This is a genomic window from Acidovorax sp. NN32, from assembly GCF_057597245.1.
This window is the reverse complement of the sequence record NZ_CP199679.1, coordinates 3629494-3651769: the sequence shown is the minus strand read 5'-3', so window position 1 is coordinate 3651769 and position 22276 is coordinate 3629494. Positions and strand designations below refer to the sequence as shown.

The following is a 22276-nucleotide window of genomic DNA, read 5'->3' as shown; positions in this document are numbered from 1 at the left end:
TTTGTTCGTTCGCTTTTTCATTCACCCTTTGAAAGGACTCCCATGAAAACCACCCGCCAACTTTTCGCTGCCCTGGCCCTCGCTGCTGTGGCCACCACCGCCGTCCATGCCGCTGGCGACCACGGCGCAGGCCACGACCACAAGCCCCAACACGGCGGCATCGTGGCCGAGGCCAACGACATGGACTACGAACTCGTCGCCAAGCCCGACACCATCACCCTGCACCTGCGTGACCACGGCAAGCCTGCCAAAACCGAGGGCGTAAGCGCCAAACTCACCCTGCTCAACGGCACCGAGAAATCCGAGGCTGTGCTTGTACCGGCAGGCGAGGGCAGGCTCGAAACCAAAGGCATCTTCAAAGTCGCACCCGGCACCAAGGTGGTGGCGCTGGTGACGCTGCCGGGCAAGAAGGCGGCGAATGTGCGGTTTGCGGTGAAGTAAGCCGCTGCCGGAGAAAGAAAGCGTTGTGCATTACGCGCCGCCGCGTTGGCTTTTGCTGGCGTGGCGGTGTGTGGCCTTTCTCAGTTGCAGTGCGCCATGAGCACGGGCGAGGAGGGTACTAGCGCCGTATCGGTGGTGAGGTGTGCTGAAATTTGAAGAAAATTGGGCTCTACCGCCCACCTGTATTGCGCTCGAAGCTATTAAATTAGTAGTGAAGTGGTTGATACTGGGCACAAGGTGCTGAGGCTCCGTGTGCAGGAATAGGCAGATTTTTGAGAGCGCAGTGTCTGGCTGTTTTCGGCTGAGCTGAATAACCATGGTCCGATTCTTGAATTGCAGCTGCCGTAAAGACCAGTCGTTGAGCGCCTTTTTCCTGACCGCCGCTTTCCCACCGAAAAATGGCCGATTTTGAGCACTACGGCCGATTGCTGCCAAGGCCGAAATGGCCCTGCCGGTCGAAAAAATCTGCGCTGAAACAACCGTTCGAAAGCTAACCTTTGCTCCTCTTCTGACGTGCTCGCCAGCGCTGCTCAGACGCTGCCTCCCAGGCTTCGTGCCACGACGGCAACCCTAGGTATATCTGCTGGCTGGCGTTGCAGTGCTCAAGTAGGGAACGTACGTTCTGGAACCGCTTCTGCAGCTCTCCATTCCAGCAACGAGGCGGGGGCTCCCATGTCATTAACTCCGCACCTGTGAGGATTAGCACGGGATTCACGGGGCGCTCAGCCTTCCAGTACTTGCGACCGAACTTTGCCAGACGAGTGAGTGCCGCGACTTCCTCTTTGGTGAGCCGCTCGCGCAGCGTACTGAAAACCAAGATAGCCCCAGGGAAGGTCTCGGCGAGATAACGCATGCGCTGAAAATCCTTGGGCTTGAAGAGCCCATAGCTCTTGCACTCACCGAACAAGAGCCCTGCGGTTTCATCGCCATAGCTCCCGTCTCGCCAGAACATAGCGAGATCAGCCTCAAGGGGCAGCTTGCCCGGGGCTGTCGCCTCAAAACTCGGAACGGAGGTGCTGCGACGCGATGAGGCCATACGCCCAGCAAGTACCTCAAGTGTCAGCAGAACTGAGAACGCACCGTCTGCAAAATTGGGAACACTGAATGGACCGGCCGTCCGATAGAACCAGCCACTTTTCCCCTGCTCAATGTTGCCCGCTGCGCAAAACGTATTCAAACACTTGGGGCAGTCCAGTTCCTCCTTCAACGAAGCCATGGCAAACCAGCTGTTCCGCTGGCAATTGGGACACTTCGTCTGTAGGCCCAGCTTGAAAATGCCTTTCTGAACAAACCACTCGTAGCGATGACCGGTCAGTTTGCTCTTGACCTGGGCGACAGAGGCCTCTCGCTCAGCGACTATCCTGTCATCTTTCTGCGCACCGCCCCTGCTGACTGTTCCACCATTCATGTGTTCGATCAGCGCAAGGACCTCTTTGTTTGCTAGCAAGCTGACCACGCCACCGAGGCGCTTGAAAATCTCCTTGGCCAGAATACCGGGGGTCGAGAGTTTTGCCTCCCAGCCGCGATCCTTCAGCCAAGCGAAAAAAATCTTCTCTGCTTCTGGCACCTTGCGCGACTCGCTCGACACACCGCGGACAATTCGAACCAAGCCGTGGCGTCCTATTCGCCACTCACCGAAGCTGCCGGCATAGCCGGAAATCGCATGAAGGAGATTGTCTCCCTCGACCTTTGGATAAACCTCGGCGAGATTTTCTTCAGCGCCATAAAGGCGTAAGTCGAGTTCATTCGCGCATCGACCGTGGCTCCAAAACCAGTTCTCGCGGCCAAACGACGGGATTAGAGGTTTAAGCCGAAGTGAAAGGTCCTCTTCTCCCGCGATGTCGATGGTTTCATCATCCTTTCCATAAATGTCGGCAACGCCGGCATCCTTGCCGCGGGCCCATTCTTCCCACAGCCTTGGATACCAATGCTGGAGGAGCATCCGTGGCCTCGCTGCACTATGCTGCCCATCCGCTGGCGGCGGCGTTAAGGACTTCGCGAATGACTCCATCTCGTCCATGGTGCTGTTGCGGCTTCGTACCAAGCTGGGAACATCGAAGCCATGGCCGCTTTCACCCCTAAGGCCGCGACGTTCATCGAGATATTCAACAACGACCTTCTTGAAGGACTTTTCCTCAAGGAACTGCTTCGGCAACGGGAGCACCGAACGTCCAGAGGCTCTAAGGTTCCAATAGTCGATGACGTCCTCGGTCTTCGACGCGTCCATAAAGAAGACCGAGGCGTCCCCGCGAAAGACCACCGAGCCTTGCACACGCGTCGCCCATTGGGTGACACGCCTTGGAAAGAGTACGTCGCTTTCGGTCAGTTCGCGGAAATTGTCTGATCGCACCTCCGGCTTCGAAAGATCCAAGGCGTCCCCAAACTCCTTGTCGATGGCTTCGGCAATGTGCGTTGGATACTCACCAAAGACGCTGGCCCAGAACAGCCCCAAAGACCTTGGTATTACGGGAACAATGGCTTTAACCGGGTACTTCGCCTTGAACTTGAAGTGCTCTCGATAGATGTCTAGCAGAAGGTCAAGCACACCAATCCCATAGGCGGGTTCGATTGCGTCCCTGTCTCGACCGCCGCTCCAGAAATCCTCCGGCTTGAGAACCTTCAGCTTTAAGTCGAGGATGTACTTTGGGAGTTCATTTCCAAACTGGACCAGGATGTCTGGGTCAAATCCATCGATATACCCCTTCACCACACTCTCCGCCGGAGGAGCCTTCAAGCCACCATCCCGCCAACTAGCCGGCATGCGTTTGTACACGGGGATGATTGGAAAGAACATCCCACCCCACTGAGTGCACGCCAAGCGGATGGCTTCGCGCACTTGTAGGGGGCTGTTCGGGTCAACCATGAGCGCCAACCTGAGCGGTCGGACTTTTATGTCTGCGGAACCGAGCACTTTTTCTCCTCTCCTTTTCACCCTAATTCAGTTTAGTGGTCTTACCTCGTTCGAGCTACTTCTGGCGAGGTAGCCCTTGCAGATATGAACTGATCTGAAATGTCCTCGCATGCCCCGGCCACTCATCGGCTGAGCATTACCCCCAGCGACCTCCTTGCCACGCAGGCTGTCCGTCCGGCCCAGACCCATCGGTAGAAGTTCTCGGCCGACTGCCCCCAGTACCCACTCCCATCTGACTCGCTCATGCCACCCGCATGCAGCGTGGCCTTGCGCGCCTTGCACCGCCGCATAGCGCAGCAATCTCCTACACCGCCGTCAAAGTCATATTCACCTGAGTGATGTGAAATATCACCAGCGTTCCATTGACTGATATTGCTCCAGCGCGAATGATCGGTTCCCAGGCGCTGGGTGCATCCGCACCGGCCCCGAAAGACTGATGGATCGATGGATCGACTGATTGATTGGCAATGACAAAAAACAAAGGAGACGCCCATGCATGAATGCCCCGTGACTGTGTTCCCGCAGCAGATCCGCTGGGAGACGGATGGCACCAGCCGCATTCCCTTTCAGGCCTATACGGATGAGGCGCTGTACCGCAGGGAGCTGGACCGTTTGTTCTACAACGGGCACTGGTGTTATGTCGGCCTGGAGGCGGAGATTCCCAACGCGGGGGATTTCAAGCGCACGGTGATTGGCGAGCGTTCGGTGCTGCTGGTGCGTGACAAGGACGCTTCGATCCATGTGGTGGAAAACGTCTGCGCCCACCGTGGCATGGCGTTTTGCCGCGAGCGGCATGGCAACCGCGAGAGCCTGACCTGCCCGTACCACCAGTGGAACTACACCCTGTCGGGTGACTTGCAGGGCGTGCCGTTTCGGCGTGGCGTGAAGCAGGATGGCAAGGTCAATGGCGGCATGCCTGCGGATTTCAACCCGGCAGAGCATGGGCTGAACAAGCTCAAGGTGGCCACCCGTGGCGGCGTGGTGTTTGCGTCGTTTGACCACAGCGTGGAGCCGCTGGAAGACTTTTTGGGCCCCACCATCCTGGGCTACTTTGACCGGCTGTTCAATGGCCGCAAGCTCACCATCCTGGGCTACAACCGCCAGCGCATTCCGGGCAACTGGAAGCTGATGCAAGAGAACATCAAGGACCCGTACCACCCCGGCCTGCTGCACACATGGTTCGTTACCTTTGGGCTCTGGCGTGCAGACAACAAGTCGCAACTGCTGATGGATGCGCAGCACCGCCACGCGGCCATGGTGTCCACACGCGGTGCGGCGGGCAAGGCGGCGGATGTGACGCAGGTGTCCAGCTTCAAGGCGGGCATGGAGTTGCACGACCCACGCTTTTTGGACATTGCGCAGGAGGACTGGTGGGCGGGCCCGGCCCCCGCCGCCAGCGGGGAGGGCGCTGCGGCGCCGAGCGCGGGGGCGTCGGTGCCCACGGCGGTGATGATGACCGTGTTCCCTAGCGTGATCTTTCAGCAGCAGGTCAACAGCGTGTCCACGCGCCACATCCAGCCGGATGGCAAGGGGGCTTTTGATTTTGTGTGGACGCACTTTGGCTTTGAAGACGACAGCGAAGCAATGACGCAGCGCCGCCTGCGCCAGGCCAATCTGTTCGGCCCGGCGGGCTTTGTGTCGGCCGACGATGGAGAGGTGATCGAGTGGTCGCAAGAAGGTTTTGAGACCAAGCCCGCGCACCGCACGCTGGCCGAACTGGGCGGGCGCGAGGTAGGCGACACAGACCACATGGTGACCGAGACGCTGATCCGGGGCATGTACGAATACTGGCGCAAGGTGATGGAGGCGGAGGCTTGACCATGGACTTCCAGACCTACTTCGAACTGAACCAGCTCTACGCCCGCTATGCCCGCGCACTCGACGCGGCGGACTGGGAGGCGTGGCCTGAATTTTTTATCGACCACTGTGTGTACAAGCTGCAGCCGCGCGAGAACCACGAGCGCGGGTTTCCGCTGGCCACACTGGCGTTTGACAGCAAGGGCATGCTGAAAGACCGCGTTTACGGTATCCGCGAGACGCTGTTCCACGACCCCTATTACCAGCGCCATGTGGTGGGTGCGCCGCTGGTGCACAAGGTGGATGCCGATGGCCGCATCCACTGCGAGGCCAACTATGCAGTGCTGCGCACGCGCCTGTCGAAGGAGTCGACGGTGTTCAACGTGGGGCGCACGCTGGATGAAGTGGTGCCCACGCCCGAGGGCCTGAAATTCGCGTCGCGCCTCGTTATCTACGACAGCGAGATGATCCCCAACTCGCTGATCTACCCCATCTGAGGAGCCGCCATGACGACGATGACGACGAACTGGATTGACGCCGCCGCGCACGGCGATGTGCCCGAGGATGACGTGATCGGCCTGGCCGTGGCCGGGCGCGACATTGCGCTGTATGGCGTGGGCGGCGAGGTGTTTGCCACCGACAACATTTGCACCCACGGCCATGCGCGCCTGTGCGATGGGTTTCTGGAAGGGCACGAGATCGAATGCCCGCTGCACCAAGGCAAGTTTGACGTGCGCAACGGCAAACCCACCTGTGCGCCGGTGACCGAGCCGCTGCGCAGCTACCCCGTGAAGATCGAGGGCGGCCGCGTGTGGCTGGCCCTGGACTGAACCTCTCAAGGAGCCCCCATGACTGCCGAACGACCTGAGGTCGAGGCCGCCGCATTGCCGCATGAAGGCGCTAACGCCCACCAGGCTTCCACCATCGTGATCGTCGGTGCGGGCCAGGCAGGTGGCTGGGCGGCGCAGGCGCTGCGCAGCGAAGGCTTTGCGGGCCGCGTGGTGCTGATCGGTGACGAAGCCCATCCGCCGCACGAACGGCCACCGCTGTCGAAGGCGGTGCTATCGGGCGCTGCCGCGCCAGAGACCACGCGCCTCATGAAGCCCGAGGCCTTTGACGCCCTGGCGGTGCAATGGCACCCCGGCGTGCAGGTGCGCCGTATTGACCGTGCTGCCAAGCAGGTGCTGCTGTCCGATGGCGCAGCGCAGCCCTACGACAAGCTCATCCTGTGCACCGGGGGGCGCGCCCGGCGGCTTGCCGTGCCGGGCGCAGACCAGGTGCCGCTGCACACGCTGCGCACCATTGAAGATGCGCAGGCGCTGGCCCCGGCCCTTCGGCCTGGCCGCAGCGTGGTGGTGGTGGGCGGTGGCTGGATCGGCCTGGAGGTGGCGGCCACCGCACGCCAGCAGGGCGCGGAAGTGGTGGTGGTGGAGACGCAAAGCCGCTTGTGTGAACGCACCGTGCCCGCCGAGGTGTCGGCGTATCTGTTGGCGCTGCACCGCGCCCAGGGCGTGCGCGTGCTGCTGGGCGCGGGTGTGCGGGGCTTTGCCCGCGCTGCGGATGGCGCAGACGGCGCAGATATTCGTTCGGAGGTCTTGCTGGCCGATGGCAGCGCGCTGGCGTGCGACACCATCGTGCTGGGCGTTGGCCTGGTGCCCAACGACGAGCTGGCGCGTGCGGCGGGCCTGGCTTGCGAAGGTGGCGTGCTGGTCGATGCCCAATGCCGAACGTCCGACCCCCACATCCTGGCCGCAGGCGATGTGGCCGTGGCACCCAATCCCTGGGCGGGCCGGAGCCTGCGGCTGGAGTCGTGGCAGAACGCGCAGGAGCAGGGCATGGCCGCTGCGCGCTCGGCCCTGGGCCAGGCGGTGGACTACCAGCCGCTGCCGTGGTTCTGGTCCGACCAGTACGGCATGAACCTGCAGATCTACGGCATGCCCACGCCTGCGCACCGCGTGGTGCAGCGCGGCGACCCGGCCAGCGGCAGCTTTGTGCTGTTCTACCTGGCTGGCGATGTGGTGCAGGCCGCCGTAGGGGCCAACGCAGCGCGTGACCTGCGGTTTGCCCGCAGGCTGATCGAGCAGCGCAAGCCGGTGAATGCCGAGCGGCTGGCAGACCTGAACACGCCGATGGCAAAGCTGTGAACCCAACTGGATGCCGCGCAGCACCGAGGCCCGCACCCCCACCCAAGCCCACCAGAACCGAACACGACAACCCGCTAAGGAAACCACCGATGACCGCAACCACGTCAACCACTTACCTCTGGACCCCGCCCCCCGTCTATTCGCTGCCTGTGCGTGGCCGCAGCGAGCGCCTGCCCATCCACCGGCTGTTCTTTGTGGGCCGCAACTACCACGCGCATGCGGTCGAGATGGGGCGCCCGGTGGACAAGGCGGTGGAGGTGCCGTTCTATTTCACCAAGGCACCGTCCACGCTGGTCGAGTCTGGCGCGACCGTGGCCTACCCACCCGGCACGCAGAACTACCACCACGAAATGGAACTGGTGCTGGCCATTGGTGCGCCCGGCTTTCGTGTGAGCGAGGCGGATGCGCCCCGCCTTGTCTATGGCTATGCCTGTGGCCTGGACATGACGCGCCGCGACCTGCAGCTGGTGGCGCGCGACAAGGGCCGGCCTTGGGACCTGGGCAAGGATGTGGAGCAGTCGTCCGTGGTCTCCGAGATCGTGCCCATGCCGCAGGTGGTGCTGGGCCAGGGCGACCTGGAGCTGTCGGTCAATGGCGCTGTGCGCCAGAAGTCCGACCTGTCCAAGCTGATCTGGAACATCCCCGAGCTGGTTGCCGACCTGTCCAAGTTCTACCACCTGCAGCCGGGTGACCTGATCTTTACCGGCACGCCCGAGGGCGTAGGCCCCGTGCTGGCAGGCGACCGCATTGAAGGCCACATTGAAGGCGTGGGCAGCATCGCGCTCCACGTTGGCCCGGCGGAATAAGAAAAAACCACATCCAGGAGACAACCCACCATGACCACCGACCTCACGCCTTCCCCCGTGCGGCTGCACGCCGTTGCGGGCAAAGGCCAGCCCGAGCCGACGCCCGAGCTGGAGCAGCTGTACCGGGGCTTTGAGCAAGAGCTGCTGGTGCCGCTGTGGACGCAGATTGGCGACCTGATGCCCCGCCAGCCCCAATCCAAGGCCGTGCCGCACTTGTGGCGCTGGGACCGCTTGAAGGCCCTGGCCGCACAGGCGGGCGCCATCGTGCCCGTGGGCCGTGGCGGGGAGCGCCGTGCGATTGCGCTGGCCAACCCGGCGCTTGGCGGGCGCCCCTTTGCCACGCCCACGCTGTGGGCCGCCATTCAGTACCTGATGCCCGGCGAAGACGCCCCCGAGCACCGGCACACGCAGCACGCGTTCCGTTTTGTGGTGGAAGGCGAGGGCGTCTGGACCGTGGTGAATGGCGATGCCGTGCGCATGTCGCGGGGCGACTTTTTGCCCCAGGCCGGCTGGAACTGGCATGCCCACCACAACGCTGCCACCGAGCCCATGGCCTGGATCGACGGCCTGGACATTCCGTTCTCGTACTACACCGAGAGCCAGTTTTTTGAAGTGGGGCGCGAGAAGCTCCCGCCCGCCGAGCGCACCACCGCCGAGCGTTCTTATTCCGAAAGGCTGTGGGGCCACCCGGGCCTGCGCCCGGTGTCGATGGTGCAGGCGCAGCCCGCCACGCCCCTGCTGGCCTACCGCTGGGTGGATACCGACCGTGCGCTGGCCGATCAGCTGGCGCTGGAAGACGAAGGCCAGGCGGGCACGCTGAGCCCCGGGCATGCAGCGGTGCGCTTTACCAACCCCACCACCGGCGCCGATGTGTTGCCCACGATGCGGACCGAAATGCACCGCGTGCGCGCGGGCGGTGCAACGCGGGTGCACCGCGAGGTGGGTTCGTCCGTGTTCCAGGTGTTTGACGGCAGCGGCACCGTCACGGTGGGTGAGCGCACCTGGCAGGTGGCGCGGGGCGACTTGTTTGTGGTGCCGTCGTGGCAACCGTTCTCGGCCCAGGCATCTGCTGCTGGCGCACTCGACCTGTTCCGCTTCAGCGACGCGCCGATTTTTGAGGCGCTGCACAGCCACCGTGTGCAAGTCACTGTTTGATCCATCACTTACCAAGCCAGATTCGGCCTTCATTAAACCAAGGAGACACCCCCCATGCTGACCGCCATTCGTTCACAGATTTTGAGACCTGCCCTGGCGCTTTGCGCGCTGGCCCTTGTGGCCGCCGCGAGCGTGCCCAACGCCGTGGCGCAGACCTTCCCTGCCAAGCCCGTCCGCTCCGTCGCGCCGTATTCGCCCGGCAGCGGCCCCGATGCGGTGATGCGCATCCTCAGCGAGCGCTTGTCGCGCAATTGGGGGCAGCAACTCGTCATTGACAACAAGCCGGGTGCCAACGGTTTCATCGCCATCGGCGATGCCAAGCGTGCAATGCCAGACGGCTACACGCTGCTGCAGGTGGACAACACGCACATGGCCCTGCAGCCGCATGTGTTCAAGCAACTGCCCTATGACCCGACCAAAGATTTCGAGCCAGTCGCTCCGGTGTATTTCACGAACTTCTTTGTGGTGGTGGCGGCCAACTCGCCCTGGAAGGATGTGGGCGATCTGATCAAGGCGGCCAAGGCGGCGCCAGGCGACATCACCTACGGCTCCTGGGGCATCGGCAGCGTGGCCCATGTGGGCGCGGCGAGTCTGGAGGCAGCAACGGGCACGAAGATGATGCATGTGCCGTACAAGGACATGGGCAGCGTCTACACCTCGGTGGCCACGGGCGACATCAAGTGGGCGTTTGGCACGGCGGCGACGGCCGGACCGATGTACCAGGCCAAGAAGGTGAAGTTTCTGGCCCTGGCCGCACCCCAGCGTCTGGCGGGCTTCACCGACATTCCGACCATGGGCGAAGCGGGCGGCCCGGCCGGGTTTGAAGTGAAGACATGGGTGGGCCTGTTTGCGCCCGCAGGCACGCCTAAGGCAGCCATCGAGAAGATCAATGCCGACGTGGGCAAGGTGCTGGCCACTTCAGAGGTCAAGGAGCGCCTGGCGACCTTCGGGTTTGAGCCCTACATTGGCCCGCCCGCCGAACTCACCAAGGCCATCGAACGCGATTCGCGCACGTTTGGTGAAGTCGTCAAGCGCGCCAAGATTGCCCTGGACTGACACAGGGACTGACACAGAGACTGACCATGAAGCTCTATTCCTTCTTCCGCAGCGGAACCTCCCACCGCTTGCGCATTGCGCTCAACCTCAAGGGGCTGGCCTACGAGCAGATTGCGGTCGACTTGCGGCGTGAGGAGCATCTGGGCGATGCCTTCAAGGCCATCAACCCGCAGCAGTTGGTGCCCGTGCTGGAGGCCGACGAGCGCCTCATGATCCAGTCGCCCGCCATCATCGAGTGGCTCGAAGAGCGCTATCCCACCCCACCGCTGCTGCCCGCCGATGCAGGCGATCGCGCCCAGGTGCGCGCCCTGGCGGCCATCGTGGGCTGCGACATCCATCCCATCAACAACCGCCGCATTCTGGAGGCGCTGCGCCACCGCTTCGGTGCCGACGAGGCTGTCGTGAACGATTGGTGCGGCACCTGGATCAGCGCGGGCTTTGACGCCATCGAGGCGCTGTTGTCGAAGGACCCGCAGCGCGGTGACTTCTGCTTTGGCAGCACCCCCACGCTGGCCGATGTGTACCTGGTTCCGCAGGTGGAGAGCGCGCGCCGCTTCAAGGTGGACTTGTCGCGCTGGCCGCTGGTGCAGGCGGTGGACACAGCCTGCGCGCAACTGGATGCGTTCCGCAAGGCGGCGCCCAGCGCGCAGCCGGATGCGGGCTGAGCCTGCCGAAGCCCCTCGCGGCGCTTCGACCGCGCTGAGTGAGCGGTTCAAATGGATTCAGACGACTCCAAGAACCTCATTCCGTTTCCAAATCATTCGTGTCTAGGCGCGAAGCTGCAGACAGTGCTGTAGCACGGCAAGGCGAAGCAACAACGACACGGATGATTTGGAGACGGAATCAGTCGCCCTGCATGTAAAAAGCCTCGGCATGGAGGTGAGCCGCCTCCAGGCCTTTGCCCAGCGCCAGCAGTGTGGTGGTCTCCACCATCGGCGGCGATCCGCACAGATACGCCTGCCAGCCTTGCAGGCTGGCGTGGTCCTGCTCGATGGCCTGGGTCACCAGCCCGCGCCGCTGCGTGGCAGTGTCGGCGCCCGAGGCCATCACCACATGCACCTGCAGCGCCGGGTGCAGGCTGCGCAGATGGTCCAGCCACGCCAGGCCATACAGCTCGCGCGGCGAGCGCAGGCCGAAGTACAGGTGAATGGGGTTGCGCATTCCGGCAGCCACTGCGCCGCGCACCACCGACAGCACCGATGCCAGCCCGGTGCCCCCAGCCACGCACAGCATGGGCCCCGTGTGCTGCTGGCGCAGATACGCCGCACCCAGCGGCCCACTGACCTTGACCTTGTCCCCCACCTTCAGCTGCCCGGCGATGTAGCCGCTGACCCGGCCCTGGGGCATGAGCTGTATGTGGAACTCCAGCAGCGGTTCGCCCGGCAGGTTTGCCATGGAGTAGGGGCGCACATGCGTCGGCGTGAACCCCAGCTGCACGTACTGGCCTGGCGAAAACGCAATCGGTTTTGCCACCTTGAGCAGCAGGCGCCGGATGTCTGCCGCCAGTGGTTCGATGGCCACCACGGTGGCCTTGGCCACGCGCGCACGGTGCACCACGGCTTCGCCGGGGGCGGGCACTTCGATGGTGCAGGGCTCGGTCACATAGGTCTGGCAAGCCAGCACGGCACCGTCCACGCCGTCCAACGGGCGCTGCTGCTCGCGCCCGCCATCGAGCACCTCACCAGACAGCACCCGGCAGCGGCAGATGCCGCAGCGGCCCGACAGGCATGAATACGACATCGGAACCTGCGCCGCGCGCAGGGCGTCGAGCAGGTTCACGCCGGGCTCGGCGCGGATCACGCGGTTAAGCGGCTGAACGAGGATGTCCATGGCGGGCGGCGTTCAAGGTCATGCGGGCGATTGTGCCGATGAATGGTTGGCTGCATTCCCAGCTGCAATACCATTTGCACTTCATATCACCCGAGCTGATGGAGTAGCGATGGAGCTATCGGATATCGACCTGAACCTGCTGGTGCTGTTTCAGCAACTCATGGTCGAACGGCGCGTGTCGAAGGTGGCCGACAACCTGGGGCTGACTCAGCCTGCGGTCAGCAACGCGCTGGCCAAGCTTCGGCGCATTTTTGGAGACGAGTTGTTCTTGCGCACCTCGGGCGGCATGGTGCCCACGCCTTTTGCCGAGCAACTGGGCGAATCCGTGGGCTATGCGCTGGGCATGATCCACAGCGGGCTGAACCAGCGCACACAGTTCACGCCCGCAACGCTCAAGCGCACCATCACCATCGGCATGACAGACATTGGCGAGATCGTCTTTCTGCCCGCGCTGCTGGAGCGCCTGGGGCGGGAGGCGCCGGGCGTCACGCTGAACACCGTGCGCAACAACGCGGCCCATCTGCGCGAAGACATGGAGGCTGGCAAGGTGGACTTGGCCATCGGCCTGCTGCCGCAGCTGAAAGCGGGATTTTTCCAGCGGCGCTTGTTCCGCCAGCGTTATGTGTGCCTGTTCCGCAAGGGCCATGCGCTGGACCGGCCCAAGCTGCTGCTGTCGGACTACAAGGCGGCAGAGCATCTGGTGATCGTGTCGGCGGGCACGGGGCACGGCAAGGTGGATGAATTGATCCAGAAGGCCGGCATCGACCGCCTGGTGCGGCTGAGCGTGCCGCACTTTGTGAGCGTGGGCCACATCCTCCAAAGCACGGCGCTGGTGGCGACGGTGCCCGAGCGGCTGGCGCTCAAGCTGGTCGAGCCCTTTGGCCTGGTGCTGCGCACGCACCCCGTCAAACTGCCTGACGCGCCCATCAGCGTGTTTTGGCATGCCAAGGTGCACCGCGAGCCGGTGAACCAATGGCTGCGCAGCATGGTGTTTGAATTGTTTGGGGGCGATGGCCCCGCTGGGGGTGGTTTGCCGTGATCGGTGGGCGGGGCTTGCGGCGCAAGCCAGACTGCACCACCGGTCCTGTGAGAACATTGCTATATTATTTATAGCGTGTTGCGCTTGTCAGTAGGGCGGTAGAGCCTGTTTTTGCATGAATCCGCCATGGCCCCCGAGGGAGGTTGGGTCGTACTTGCCATGCAACGCTGCTCAATACACCAGCCTCTCCGGCCGAATCTCCTGCAGGATGGTCGTCGCAATCTCTTCAATCGACTTGGTGGTGGTGGACAACCACCGGATGCCTGCGCGGCGCATCATGGCCTCGGCTTCGGAGACCTCCATGCGGCAGTTCTCCAGGCTGGCGTAGCGCGAATTGGGGCGACGCTCGGCGCGGATCTCGGCCAGGCGGTCGGGGCTGATGGTCAGGCCAAAGATCTTGCTGCGAAACGGCACCAGGGCCGGGGGCAGCTGGCGGCGCTCGAAATCCTCGGGGATCAGCGGGTAGTTGGCGGCTTTCAGGCCACATTGCATGGCCAGGTACAGGCTGGTGGGCGTTTTGCCGCTGCGGCTCACGCCCACCAGGATCACGTCGGCACCGGCCAGGTCACGGTTGCTCTGGCCGTCGTCATGGGCCAGGCTGAAGTTGATGGCTTCGATGCGGTCGGTGTATTCCTTGCTGCGGCTCACGTCGCTGAAGCGGCCCACACGGTGGTGCGACTTGATGCCCAGCTCCTGCTCCAGCGGGTGGACGAAGGTGCCAAACATATCGAGCAGCATGCCCTTGCAGCCGTCCTGGATGACCTTGAGCACTTCCATGTTGACCAGCGTGGTGAAGACGATGGGCTTTTTGCCCTCGACCTCGCCGGTGTGGTTGATTTGCCGCACCGCCTGGTGGGCCTTGTCCACGGTGTCGATGAAGGGCAGGCGCACATGGCGCGGCTTCATCTCGAATTGGGCCAGGATGGCGTTGCCGAAGGTTTCGGCGGTGATACCGGTGCCGTCAGAGACAAAAAATACGGTGCGCGAGTGCATGGAGCCCCTTTTTTTGGATGCGGCTTGCGCCAGCCGGGTTGCCACCCCAAAGAAGTGGTGATTGCCCGATTTGCGTAAGTCGCGTGAAAGCGTCAGCCCGCTGCCAGATGCTCGGGCCTACAATTGTCACAATTATCCAATTCTCACCATGCACCGCGTCGGCCCACAACCACAACGACAAAGCCTCAGGCCGTGCATGGCCGCCTGCCAGGAGCCATCCAGGGCCCGGCACGCAGACCCGGTTTCAACTTCTGGAGCTTTCCCATGTCTGCACTTTTCAGCCCGACCGCCCTGGTCGTACCGTTTGAAAACCTGAGAATGACCGATGTCGAGGTCGTTGGCGGTAAAAACGCCAGCCTCGGCGAGATGATCTCCCAGCTGCCGCAGGGCGTGCGTGTGCCCACGGGCTTTGCCACCACCGCCCACGCGTTCCGCGAGTTCCTGGCCTATGACGGCCTGGCCGACCGCATCAGCGCCAAGCTCAAGAGCCTGGATACCGAAGACGTGCGCGCTCTTGCACAAGTGGGTGCAGAAATCCGTGCCATGGTCGAGGCCCAGCCCTTCCCGGGCGACCTGCAAAAGGCCATTGCCGATGAATTTGCCAAGCTGAGTGCTGGCAACCCCGCTGCCTCGTTTGCCGTGCGCTCGTCGGCCACGGCGGAGGACCTGCCCGACGCTTCGTTTGCAGGCCAGCAGGAAACCTTCCTGAACGTGGTGGGCATCGACGAAGTCATGCACAAGATGAAGGAAGTGTTCGCGTCGCTGTACAACGACCGCGCCATTTCCTACCGTGTGCACAAGGGCTTCGAGCACGATGTGGTGGCCCTTTCGGCCGGTGTGCAGCGCATGGTGCGCTCCGACCTGGGCGCTGCCGGCGTGATGTTCACCATCGACACCGAATCCGGCTTTGAAGACGTGGTCTTCATCACCAGTAGCTACGGCCTGGGCGAAACCGTGGTGCAGGGCGCCGTGAACCCCGACGAGTTCTACGTGCACAAGCCCATGCTCCAGGCAGGCAAGAAGGCGCTGATCCGCCGCAACCTGGGCAGCAAGCTGATCCAGATGGTGTTCTCCAGCGCGGAAGAAAAAGCCGCCAGCGGCAAGCTGGTCAAGACCGTGGACGTGCCCACCGAGCAGCGCAACCGCTACTCGCTGACCGACGCTGATGTGGAGCAACTGGCCCGCTACGCGCTCGTGATCGAGCAGCACTACGGCCGCCCCATGGACATCGAGTGGGGCAAGGACGGCACCGACGGCCACCTCTACATCCTGCAGGCCCGCCCCGAGACGGTGAAGAGCCAGGCCAAGGGCCAGGCCGAGCTGCGCTACAAGCTCAAGGGCCATGGCACCGTGCTGGCCGAGGGCCGCGCCATTGGCCAGAAGATCGGCACCGGCCCGGTGCGCCTGGTGCACAACATTTCCGAGATGGACAAGGTCCAGCCCGGCGATGTGCTCGTGACCGACATGACCGACCCCAACTGGGAACCCGTGATGAAGCGCGCCAGCGCCATCGTCACGAACCGGGGCGGCCGCACCTGCCACGCCGCCATCATTGCGCGCGAGCTGGGCATCCCGGCCGTGGTCGGCTGCGGCGACGCGACCGAGCGGCTGAAGGACGGCACGCTGGTCACGGTGAGCTGCTCCGAGGGCGACACGGGCAAGATCTATGACGGCCTGCTTGAAACCGAAGTGACCGAAGTGCAGCGCGGCGCGATGCCCCCCATCAAGACCAAGATCATGATGAACGTGGGCAACCCCCAGCTGGCCTTTGACTTCTGCCAGCTGCCCAACGAAGGCGTGGGCCTGGCCCGGCTGGAGTTCATCATCAACAACAACATTGGCGTGCACCCCAAGGCCATCCTGGACTACCCCCAGATCGATGCCGACCTGAAGAAGGCCGTGGAGTCCGTGGCCCGTGGCCATGCCAGCCCCAGGGCGTTCTATGTGGACAAGGTCGCCGAAGGCGTGGCCACCATTGCCGCCGCCTTCTGGCCCAAGCCCGTCATCGTGCGCCTGTCGGACTTCAAGTCCAACGAATACCGCAAGCTGATCGGCGGCAGCCGCTACGAGCCCGAGGAAGAAAACCCGATGCTCGGCTTCCGTGGCGCAGCCCGCTACATCAGCGAAGACTTCGGTGAAGCCTTTGCCATGGAGTGCGAGGCGCTCAAGCGCGTGCGTAACGACATGGGCCTGACCAACGTGCAGGTGATGGTGCCGTTTGTGCGCACGCTGGGCCAGGCCGAGCGCGTGACCAAGCTGCTGGCCACCCATGGCCTTCAGCGCGGCAAGGATGACCTCAAGGTCATCATGATGTGCGAGGTGCCCAGCAACGCCATCCTGGCCGAGCGCTTCCTGGAGTTCTTCGACGGCTTCTCCATCGGCTCCAACGACCTGACCCAGCTCACGCTGGGCCTGGACCGTGATTCGGGCCTGGAGCTGCTGGCGCAGGACTTTGATGAGCGCGACCCCGCTGTCGAAGCACTGATTCATCAGGCCATCAAGGCCTGCCTGGCCCAGGGCAAATACATCGGCATCTGCGGCCAGGGCCCCAGCGACCACCCTGACTTTGCGCAGTGGCTGGCCAAGGAAGGCATCTCGTCGATCTCGCTCAACCCCGACAGCGTGATCGCCACTTGGCAGCAACTGGCAGGCTGACGCTCCGACCGGGCTGCCATGTGCCGACTGCACCACCCGCCACTGCGTCCCTGATGCCGTGCCTGTGATGCAGCCCCCGCAGCAGCACCGGCGTTCTGCAGATGCCGAAATGGCGGGCCCGTTCCCGCCCGATCTGCACGATGTGCGGCACCTCAAGCTCAAGGCCGGCTTGCTGCTGCTATGGGCGCTGGTGTCGTTTGGTGCCACCTACTTCGCCCGGGACCTGCAAGTGCTGGTCTTTGGCGGTTGGCCCCTGGGTTACTGGATTGCGGCGCAGGGGGCAGTGCTGGTGTTCATTGGCATTGTGGTGGTCTATGGCTGGGCCATGAACCGCTTCGAACGGCAGGATGCGGAGCGCCTCGCAGCGGATGCCGCAGCCCTTTCGGACGACGCGGACCGCCCCCACGGCTGACCATGGCTGAAAACAATTCTTCCGACACCGATCGGGCCTATCTGTGGCGGTTGCACCGCATCCTGGCGCTGTATGTGACCGGGGTGCTGGCCTTTCTGGCGCTGATGACCTGGGCAGAGCACCAGGGGCTTTCGCGGCACTGGATCGGGCCGATTTTTCTGTTCCTCACGGTGATGGTCTACGCGGGCATCGGTGTCTATGGCCGTACTACCGACCCCGAGGAATACTACGTGGCGGGTCGGCGCATTCCGCCCATGTACAACGGCATGGCGGCAGCGGCAGACTGGATGAGTGCCGCATCGTTCATCAGTCTGTCGGGGGCGCTTTACCTGCAGGGTTTTTCCGGCACACCGGGGCAGGCCGGGGGGCTGGCCTATCTGCTGGGGTGGACGGGAGGCTTTTGCCTGGTGGCGATGCTGATCGCACCGCACCTGCGCGCCATGGGCCTGTACACCGTGCCCGATTTTTTCCATGTGCGTTTTGGCGGCCGGTGGCCGCGTGTGATTGCGGCGCTGGCGGCGGTGCTCTGTTCGTTCACGTATGTGGTGGCGCAGATTTACGGTGTGGGGCTGATCGCTTCGCGCCTGACCGGTGTGCAGTTCGAGATCGGCATCATGCTGGGCCTGGGCGGGGTGCTGCTGTGCTCCTTCCTCGGTGGCATGCGCGCCATCACCTGGACGCAGGTGGCGCAGTATGTGGTGGTGCTGCTGGCGTTCCTGATCCCGGTGTCCTGGCTGGCGTACAAACAATTGGGCAACCCGTTGGCGCCCGCAGTCTATGGCGCGCAGATCAGCAAGATCGCCGACCTGGAAGCGCAGCTGCTCGATTCCCCCGCAGAGCATCAGGTGGTGCAGACCTACCTGCGGCGCGCCCAGGATTTTGAGGCGCGGCTGCGTGATGTGGAAGGCGCCCTGGAGCGGGAGCGCGAGAAAGGGCGGGAGCGCATTCGCGCGCTGCGCACCCAGAACGCTGATGTAGGTTTGATCGTCACGGCCAGCCGCGAGCTGGCGGCCCTGCCGCGCGATGCCGCAGCGGCGCGCGAACGCTGGACCCGCGAAATGCGCGAGAACTACGAACGTGCGCGCCCCCTGGGCGGCTTGCCCCTGCACAGCCAGGCGTATGTGGGTGACCCGCAGGGCACGCCCGACGAGCAACGCGACTACGAGCTGACGCGCCGCAACTTCCTGGCACTCATGTTCTGCCTGATGGTGGGCACGGCAGGCTTGCCGCACCTGCTCACGCGCTACTACACCTCGCCCACGGTGTCCGCGGCGCGGGCATCGGTGGCGTGGTCGCTGTTTTTCATCGCCTTGCTGTACTTGAGTGCGCCCGCGTTGGCGGTGCTGGTGAAATTCGAGGTCATGCAAAACCTGGTGGGCAGCAGTTTCGAGGCTTTGCCCACCTGGATGGCCCAATGGGCGCGGGTGGACAGCTCGCTGTTGTCGGTGGAAGACGTGAACGCTGACGGCATCGTGCAGTTTGGAGAGATCCGGCTGGGGGCCGACCTCATCATGTTGGCCACGCCGGAGCTGGGGGGCTTGCCCTATGTGGTCTCGGGCCTGGTGGCGGCTGGCGGGCTGGCGGCAGCGCTGTCTACCGCTGATGGGCTGTTGCTCACCATCAGCAACGCCCTGGTGCGCGACCTGTATTTTCAGGACGCAAAGCGCCAGGCGTCGCCGGAGCAGCGTGTGATTCTGAGCAAGTTTGCCTTGCTGTCCGTGGCCCTGTCGGCGGCATTTGTAGCGGCGCTCAAACCCTCTGAGATTCTGCCGATGGTGTCGGCGTCGTTCTCGTTGGCGGCTTCGGCCTTTGTGCCGGTGATGGTGCTGGGCATCTTCTGGCGCGGCACCACGCGGCAGGGGGCGGTGGCGGGCATGCTGGCAGGGCTTGGCGTGGCGGTGTACTACCTGCTGTCGCATGTGCCCGCCATGCGCGCGCTGCCCAGCTGGATGCTGGCAGACGGGCTGTGGTTTGGTATTCAGCCCGTCTCGGCCGGGGTGTTTGGCGTGCCCACCGGCTTGGCGGTGACGGTGGTGGTGAGCTGGCTGACCCGGCCTGCCCCGGCGCTGCCGCGCATCCGGTCCGAGATGTAGGGGGACTTGGGTTGGCAGGCTGGAGTGCCCTGCCCGTGCGCCTGCTAATGGGTTATGCGTAAACCCCGATTACCAAGCCTGCGCAAACGTGAGAATCTGGGACGTAAAAGCTTACCTGTCGGGGTGAGCTTCGGTCACACCACAATGGTTCAGCTCAAGGAGATTCATGGTTCTCGTCAAAACGCAGGCAGGGCAGGAAGCGCTCAAGGATCGGCGCGGTAGCCTCAGCTCACGCCAGCGCTCGGCTTTTATTCTTTTTGACGGAAAGCGCTCTACGGGCGAAATACTGGCGGCCACGGCAGCCATGGGGATCACGCAGGAGGATGTCCAGGCCATGATTGCGCAGGGACTGCTGGCTCCGCTGCCGGGGCAGTCTCTGCCTGCAGCTTTTGCCACCCCGCCTGATGCGACGGCAGAGCCTGCACCTGCCACCGATCTGGGGACGGTGGCGTCGCCGCTGGAGGGCTCCGGGCGCTCACCCAAGGAGCGTTACCAGGCGGCCTACCCGATCGCCACCGAACTGACAGCGGGGCTGGGGCTGCGTGGGTTCCGGTTGAATCTGGCGGTGGAAGGGGCGGGCAGCTTTGAGGATCTGGCGGCGCTGGCACCCAAGATCCGCGAGGCGGTGGGTGACGCCAAATTCAAGCGGCTGGACGAAGCGCTTTTTGATTGAGGCCCCCGGATCCTCTCCCCCGAGAGGCGCACCAGTTTCACGCGTGAAGTGCGGGCACAAAAAAAGCGGCCCCAGGCCGCTTTGTGTTTGGTGCGTCACAGGGCGCAGTGCTCAGCGGCCGACCTTGAGCAGTTCCACATCGAACTTGAGCGTGGCGTTCGGTGGAATCACGCCGCCCGCGCCGCGTGCGCCGTAGCCGAGGGCGGCAGGAATGATCAAGGTGCGCTGGCCACCGATCTTCATGCCTTGCACGCCTTCGTCCCAGCCCTTGATGACCATGCCCGCGCCCAGCGAGAACTCGAAGGGGTCGTTGCGGTCGCGGCTGGAGTCGAACTTGGCACCTTGCTCGCCGTTGTTGTAGAGCCAGCCGGTGTAGTGCACCGACACGTTCTGGCCCTTGGTGGCTTCGGCGCCTTCGCCCACGGTGGTGTCTTCGTATTGCAGGCCGGATGCGGTGGTGGTCAGTGCCATGGGTGAAATTCCTTGTTTGCTATTAAAAAAAGAGCTATTGGCGCTTGATAGTTAAGCGCTAGCAGCATTTTTGACCCCTATTTTAACGAAAGCCCCGCGCGGAGGTCCGGCGGGGCTTTTCCCTGAGTGGGGCGGGGGGGCGGTTTGGCGTCAGGCTTTTTTGGCGCGGCCAGCGACCCAGCGGGTGGCGAAGGCCTGCACGTCCGACAGGCGCTTGAGCAGGTCGGCGCCCGAGGGGGTGACGGTGTAGCCGTCGCTGCCGTGGTCTACAAAACCGGCTTCGCGCAGTTCCTTGATGCGGGTGTTGAGCGTGTTGGGGGTGATGCCCCCCACGCTGTCCTGCAGCAGGCGGAAGGTCTGGGGGTGACCGTCCTTCAGGGCCCACAGCACGCGCAGTGCGTAACGGCATTCGAGCCGCTCGAACAACTGGTTGATGGCGGCATTTTCTTTGGAGCTCATGGACGCTTCTCCTCGCGCAAGTGTTGGATCAAATATTCATTCGGGTGGGCGAATGCCGGGCCCGGTGATGCGCTGAGACTATAGCGCGGAACCCATTTTGCTACAAGTTTGGTAGCTCAGAACGCACACCACACATGCGCTACACCCCGAAAAACCTGTGTTACAAGTCAAACTGTTGCGGTAGGGCCACGGTTCTGGGAGCCTGTAGGACTTGGAGCGTCGAAAGCGAAAACTGGCCCCAGCGAGGACAGTTTTTGCCGGATTTGCAGCCCCATAGCCCGGCTATGGGGCAAAAAAGGCGGTGTTCTCGAAGAGCGGCGAAGCCAAAAATGGACCGCTGCGGTCCATTCGCCAAGCCTGACAGGCTCCTAGACGGTCATTCCTGACGGCCCAGCCCTGCCAGGTGGCTGACCAGCAACTGTGCGGCCGGGGCCAGCATCTGGGCGCTGCGGTAACAGATGGCGAAGCGCCGTCGGGCCCAAGGGTCGCTCAGTGGAACCACCCGGATGGGCGCAGTCTGGGCAAAAGGCAGGGCCACTTCGCGCGGCACGACACTGATGGCCAGGTTGGCCCGCACCACCCGAAGTGCCGCATCGAAGTTGGACACCAGCACCCGGTGCGCCAGCATCTTTCCCTCCACGGCCGCAGCGCGCGCCAGCAACACCTGCACGGCGCTCAGTGCGGGCATGCTGACGAATTCATGGTCCAGCACGTCGGCAAAACGCACGCTCTGGTGCTGGGCCACCGGGTGCAGCGCATGTGCCACCACGGCCAGGTGGTCGGTACGGTAGCCGCAGGTTTCCAGGCCTGTCAGGTCGGCCGCGTCCCAGCAGATGCCGATGGAGGCACTGCCGTCACGGATGCCCTGTACGACGTCCGGGCTCACGCGCTCCTCCAGGCTTACCTGGATGTCGCGGTGCGCCGGGTCTTGCAGAAAAGCGGCCACGTCGTCTGCCAGTGATTCGGCCATCACCGAGGCCGTGACCAGCATGCGCACATGGCCCCGCGTGCCGGTGGCATAGGCCGCCATGTCGCGTTCAATCTGGCCCACTCTGGCCAGCATGGTGCGCGCGTGCTCCAGCAGGGTTTCGCCCGCCGGGGTGGGCACCACGCCACGGCGTTTGCGCAGCAGCAGCGGCGTGCCCACCGTGTCTTCCAGCTGCGCCAGCCGCTTGCTGATGGCCGAGCCCACGATGGACTCCTGCTCGGCCACGCGCGCGATGCTGCGCTGCTCGCACACGGCGGCAAAGAGGCGCAGGGTCTGCAGGTCCAGGTCGCGCATGGGCTTGTCTCCAGGTGTTTGATCTTCCTGTTTGGAATCATATGGCTTCCAAAATGTAT

At 63.6% G+C, this 22276-nt stretch carries 20 protein-coding genes; 14 read left to right on the top strand and 6 right to left on the bottom strand.

Going from position 1 to position 22276, the window contains the following annotated elements; all coding sequences use genetic code 11:
- Positions 1 to 42 precede the first annotated feature (42 nt).
- Positions 43 to 441, top strand: coding sequence for a hypothetical protein (locus ACT89O_RS16855; RefSeq protein ID WP_487260646.1), 399 nt, complete (start codon positions 43 to 45; stop codon positions 439 to 441).
- Positions 442 to 931: 490 nt separating this feature from the next.
- Here the strand turns inward: ACT89O_RS16855 and ACT89O_RS16850 are convergent, their stop codons facing one another.
- Entirely contained in the window at positions 932 to 3304 is a 2373-nt protein-coding gene (locus ACT89O_RS16850) for a hypothetical protein (RefSeq protein ID WP_487260645.1), read from the bottom strand.
- Positions 3305 to 3844: 540 nt separating this feature from the next.
- Here ACT89O_RS16850 and ACT89O_RS16845 point away from each other — a divergent pair.
- The 8 genes from ACT89O_RS16845 to maiA all read left to right on the top strand — a co-directional run bounded on the left by ACT89O_RS16845 (position 3845) and on the right by maiA (position 10975).
- Complete coding sequence (locus ACT89O_RS16845; RefSeq protein ID WP_487260644.1) at positions 3845 to 5170, top strand: aromatic ring-hydroxylating dioxygenase subunit alpha; 1326 nt, start codon at positions 3845 to 3847, stop codon at positions 5168 to 5170.
- A 2-nt stretch (positions 5171 to 5172) separates the two neighbouring features.
- On the top strand, positions 5173 to 5646 hold the full coding sequence (locus ACT89O_RS16840; protein WP_395455466.1) for an aromatic-ring-hydroxylating dioxygenase subunit beta: 474 nt from the start codon (positions 5173 to 5175) through the stop codon (positions 5644 to 5646).
- Between the two features lie 9 nt (positions 5647 to 5655).
- Complete coding sequence (locus ACT89O_RS16835; protein WP_121505893.1) at positions 5656 to 5979, top strand: non-heme iron oxygenase ferredoxin subunit; 324 nt, start codon at positions 5656 to 5658, stop codon at positions 5977 to 5979.
- A gap of 18 nt (positions 5980 to 5997) precedes the next feature.
- Positions 5998 to 7293 carry an NAD(P)/FAD-dependent oxidoreductase gene (locus ACT89O_RS16830; protein ID WP_487260643.1) on the top strand — a complete coding sequence of 432 codons (1296 nt, stop codon included), beginning with the start codon at positions 5998 to 6000 and terminating at the stop codon, positions 7291 to 7293.
- Positions 7294 to 7382: 89 nt separating this feature from the next.
- Positions 7383 to 8099 carry a fumarylacetoacetate hydrolase family protein gene (locus ACT89O_RS16825; protein WP_487260642.1) on the top strand — a complete coding sequence of 239 codons (717 nt, stop codon included), beginning with the start codon at positions 7383 to 7385 and terminating at the stop codon, positions 8097 to 8099.
- Between the two features lie 30 nt (positions 8100 to 8129).
- Positions 8130 to 9254 carry a cupin domain-containing protein gene (locus tag ACT89O_RS16820; RefSeq protein ID WP_487260641.1) on the top strand — a complete coding sequence of 375 codons (1125 nt, stop codon included), beginning with the start codon at positions 8130 to 8132 and terminating at the stop codon, positions 9252 to 9254.
- 54 nt (positions 9255 to 9308) lie between these two features.
- Positions 9309 to 10310 (top strand): Bug family tripartite tricarboxylate transporter substrate binding protein, encoded by a 1002-nt coding sequence (locus tag ACT89O_RS16815; RefSeq protein WP_487260640.1) that lies wholly within the window; start codon positions 9309 to 9311, stop codon positions 10308 to 10310.
- A 26-nt stretch (positions 10311 to 10336) separates the two neighbouring features.
- Entirely contained in the window at positions 10337 to 10975 is a 639-nt protein-coding gene (maiA, locus tag ACT89O_RS16810; RefSeq protein ID WP_487260639.1) for a maleylacetoacetate isomerase, read from the top strand.
- Positions 10976 to 11153: 178 nt separating this feature from the next.
- On the opposite strand, the gene ACT89O_RS16805 is transcribed toward maiA, so the two are convergent.
- Positions 11154 to 12140 (bottom strand): 2Fe-2S iron-sulfur cluster-binding protein, encoded by a 987-nt coding sequence (locus ACT89O_RS16805; protein ID WP_487260638.1) that lies wholly within the window; start codon positions 12138 to 12140, stop codon positions 11154 to 11156.
- Between the two features lie 109 nt (positions 12141 to 12249).
- Here ACT89O_RS16805 and ACT89O_RS16800 point away from each other — a divergent pair, with 109 nt between their 5' ends.
- Positions 12250 to 13179, top strand: a complete 930-nt coding sequence (locus ACT89O_RS16800) for a LysR family transcriptional regulator (RefSeq protein ID WP_218301816.1) — start codon at positions 12250 to 12252, stop codon at positions 13177 to 13179.
- A 171-nt stretch (positions 13180 to 13350) separates the two neighbouring features.
- Here the strand turns inward: ACT89O_RS16800 and ppsR are convergent, their stop codons facing one another.
- A complete protein-coding gene (gene ppsR / locus ACT89O_RS16795; RefSeq protein WP_055398690.1) occupies positions 13351 to 14172 on the bottom strand; it encodes a posphoenolpyruvate synthetase regulatory kinase/phosphorylase PpsR in 822 nt (273 codons plus the stop codon).
- Positions 14173 to 14436: 264 nt separating this feature from the next.
- Here ppsR and ppsA point away from each other — a divergent pair, with 264 nt between their 5' ends.
- The 4 genes from ppsA to ACT89O_RS16775 all read left to right on the top strand — a co-directional run bounded on the left by ppsA (position 14437) and on the right by ACT89O_RS16775 (position 20005).
- On the top strand, positions 14437 to 16827 hold the full coding sequence (gene ppsA, locus ACT89O_RS16790; RefSeq protein ID WP_487260637.1) for a phosphoenolpyruvate synthase: 2391 nt from the start codon (positions 14437 to 14439) through the stop codon (positions 16825 to 16827).
- A gap of 67 nt (positions 16828 to 16894) precedes the next feature.
- Positions 16895 to 17239 (top strand): DUF4212 domain-containing protein, encoded by a 345-nt coding sequence (locus ACT89O_RS16785; protein ID WP_055398688.1) that lies wholly within the window; start codon positions 16895 to 16897, stop codon positions 17237 to 17239.
- A gap of 2 nt (positions 17240 to 17241) precedes the next feature.
- Complete coding sequence (locus ACT89O_RS16780; RefSeq protein ID WP_436129676.1) at positions 17242 to 19332, top strand: VC_2705 family sodium/solute symporter; 2091 nt, start codon at positions 17242 to 17244, stop codon at positions 19330 to 19332.
- Positions 19333 to 19498: 166 nt separating this feature from the next.
- The gene (locus tag ACT89O_RS16775) at positions 19499 to 20005 is read left to right on the top strand and encodes a hypothetical protein (protein ID WP_228899626.1); all 507 of its coding nucleotides are present in this window, start codon (positions 19499 to 19501) and stop codon (positions 20003 to 20005) included.
- A 111-nt stretch (positions 20006 to 20116) separates the two neighbouring features.
- Here ACT89O_RS16775 and ACT89O_RS16770 read toward each other — a convergent pair whose 3' ends face one another.
- The 3 genes from ACT89O_RS16770 to ACT89O_RS16760 form a co-directional block, all read right to left on the bottom strand.
- A complete protein-coding gene (locus tag ACT89O_RS16770) occupies positions 20117 to 20476 on the bottom strand; it encodes an FKBP-type peptidyl-prolyl cis-trans isomerase (protein WP_055398683.1) in 360 nt (119 codons plus the stop codon).
- Positions 20477 to 20626: 150 nt separating this feature from the next.
- Positions 20627 to 20935 carry a winged helix-turn-helix transcriptional regulator gene (locus ACT89O_RS16765; RefSeq protein WP_010464095.1) on the bottom strand — a complete coding sequence of 103 codons (309 nt, stop codon included), beginning with the start codon at positions 20933 to 20935 and terminating at the stop codon, positions 20627 to 20629.
- A gap of 376 nt (positions 20936 to 21311) precedes the next feature.
- A complete protein-coding gene (locus ACT89O_RS16760; RefSeq protein WP_487260636.1) occupies positions 21312 to 22217 on the bottom strand; it encodes a LysR family transcriptional regulator in 906 nt (301 codons plus the stop codon).
- Positions 22218 to 22276: the final 59 nt, after the last annotated feature.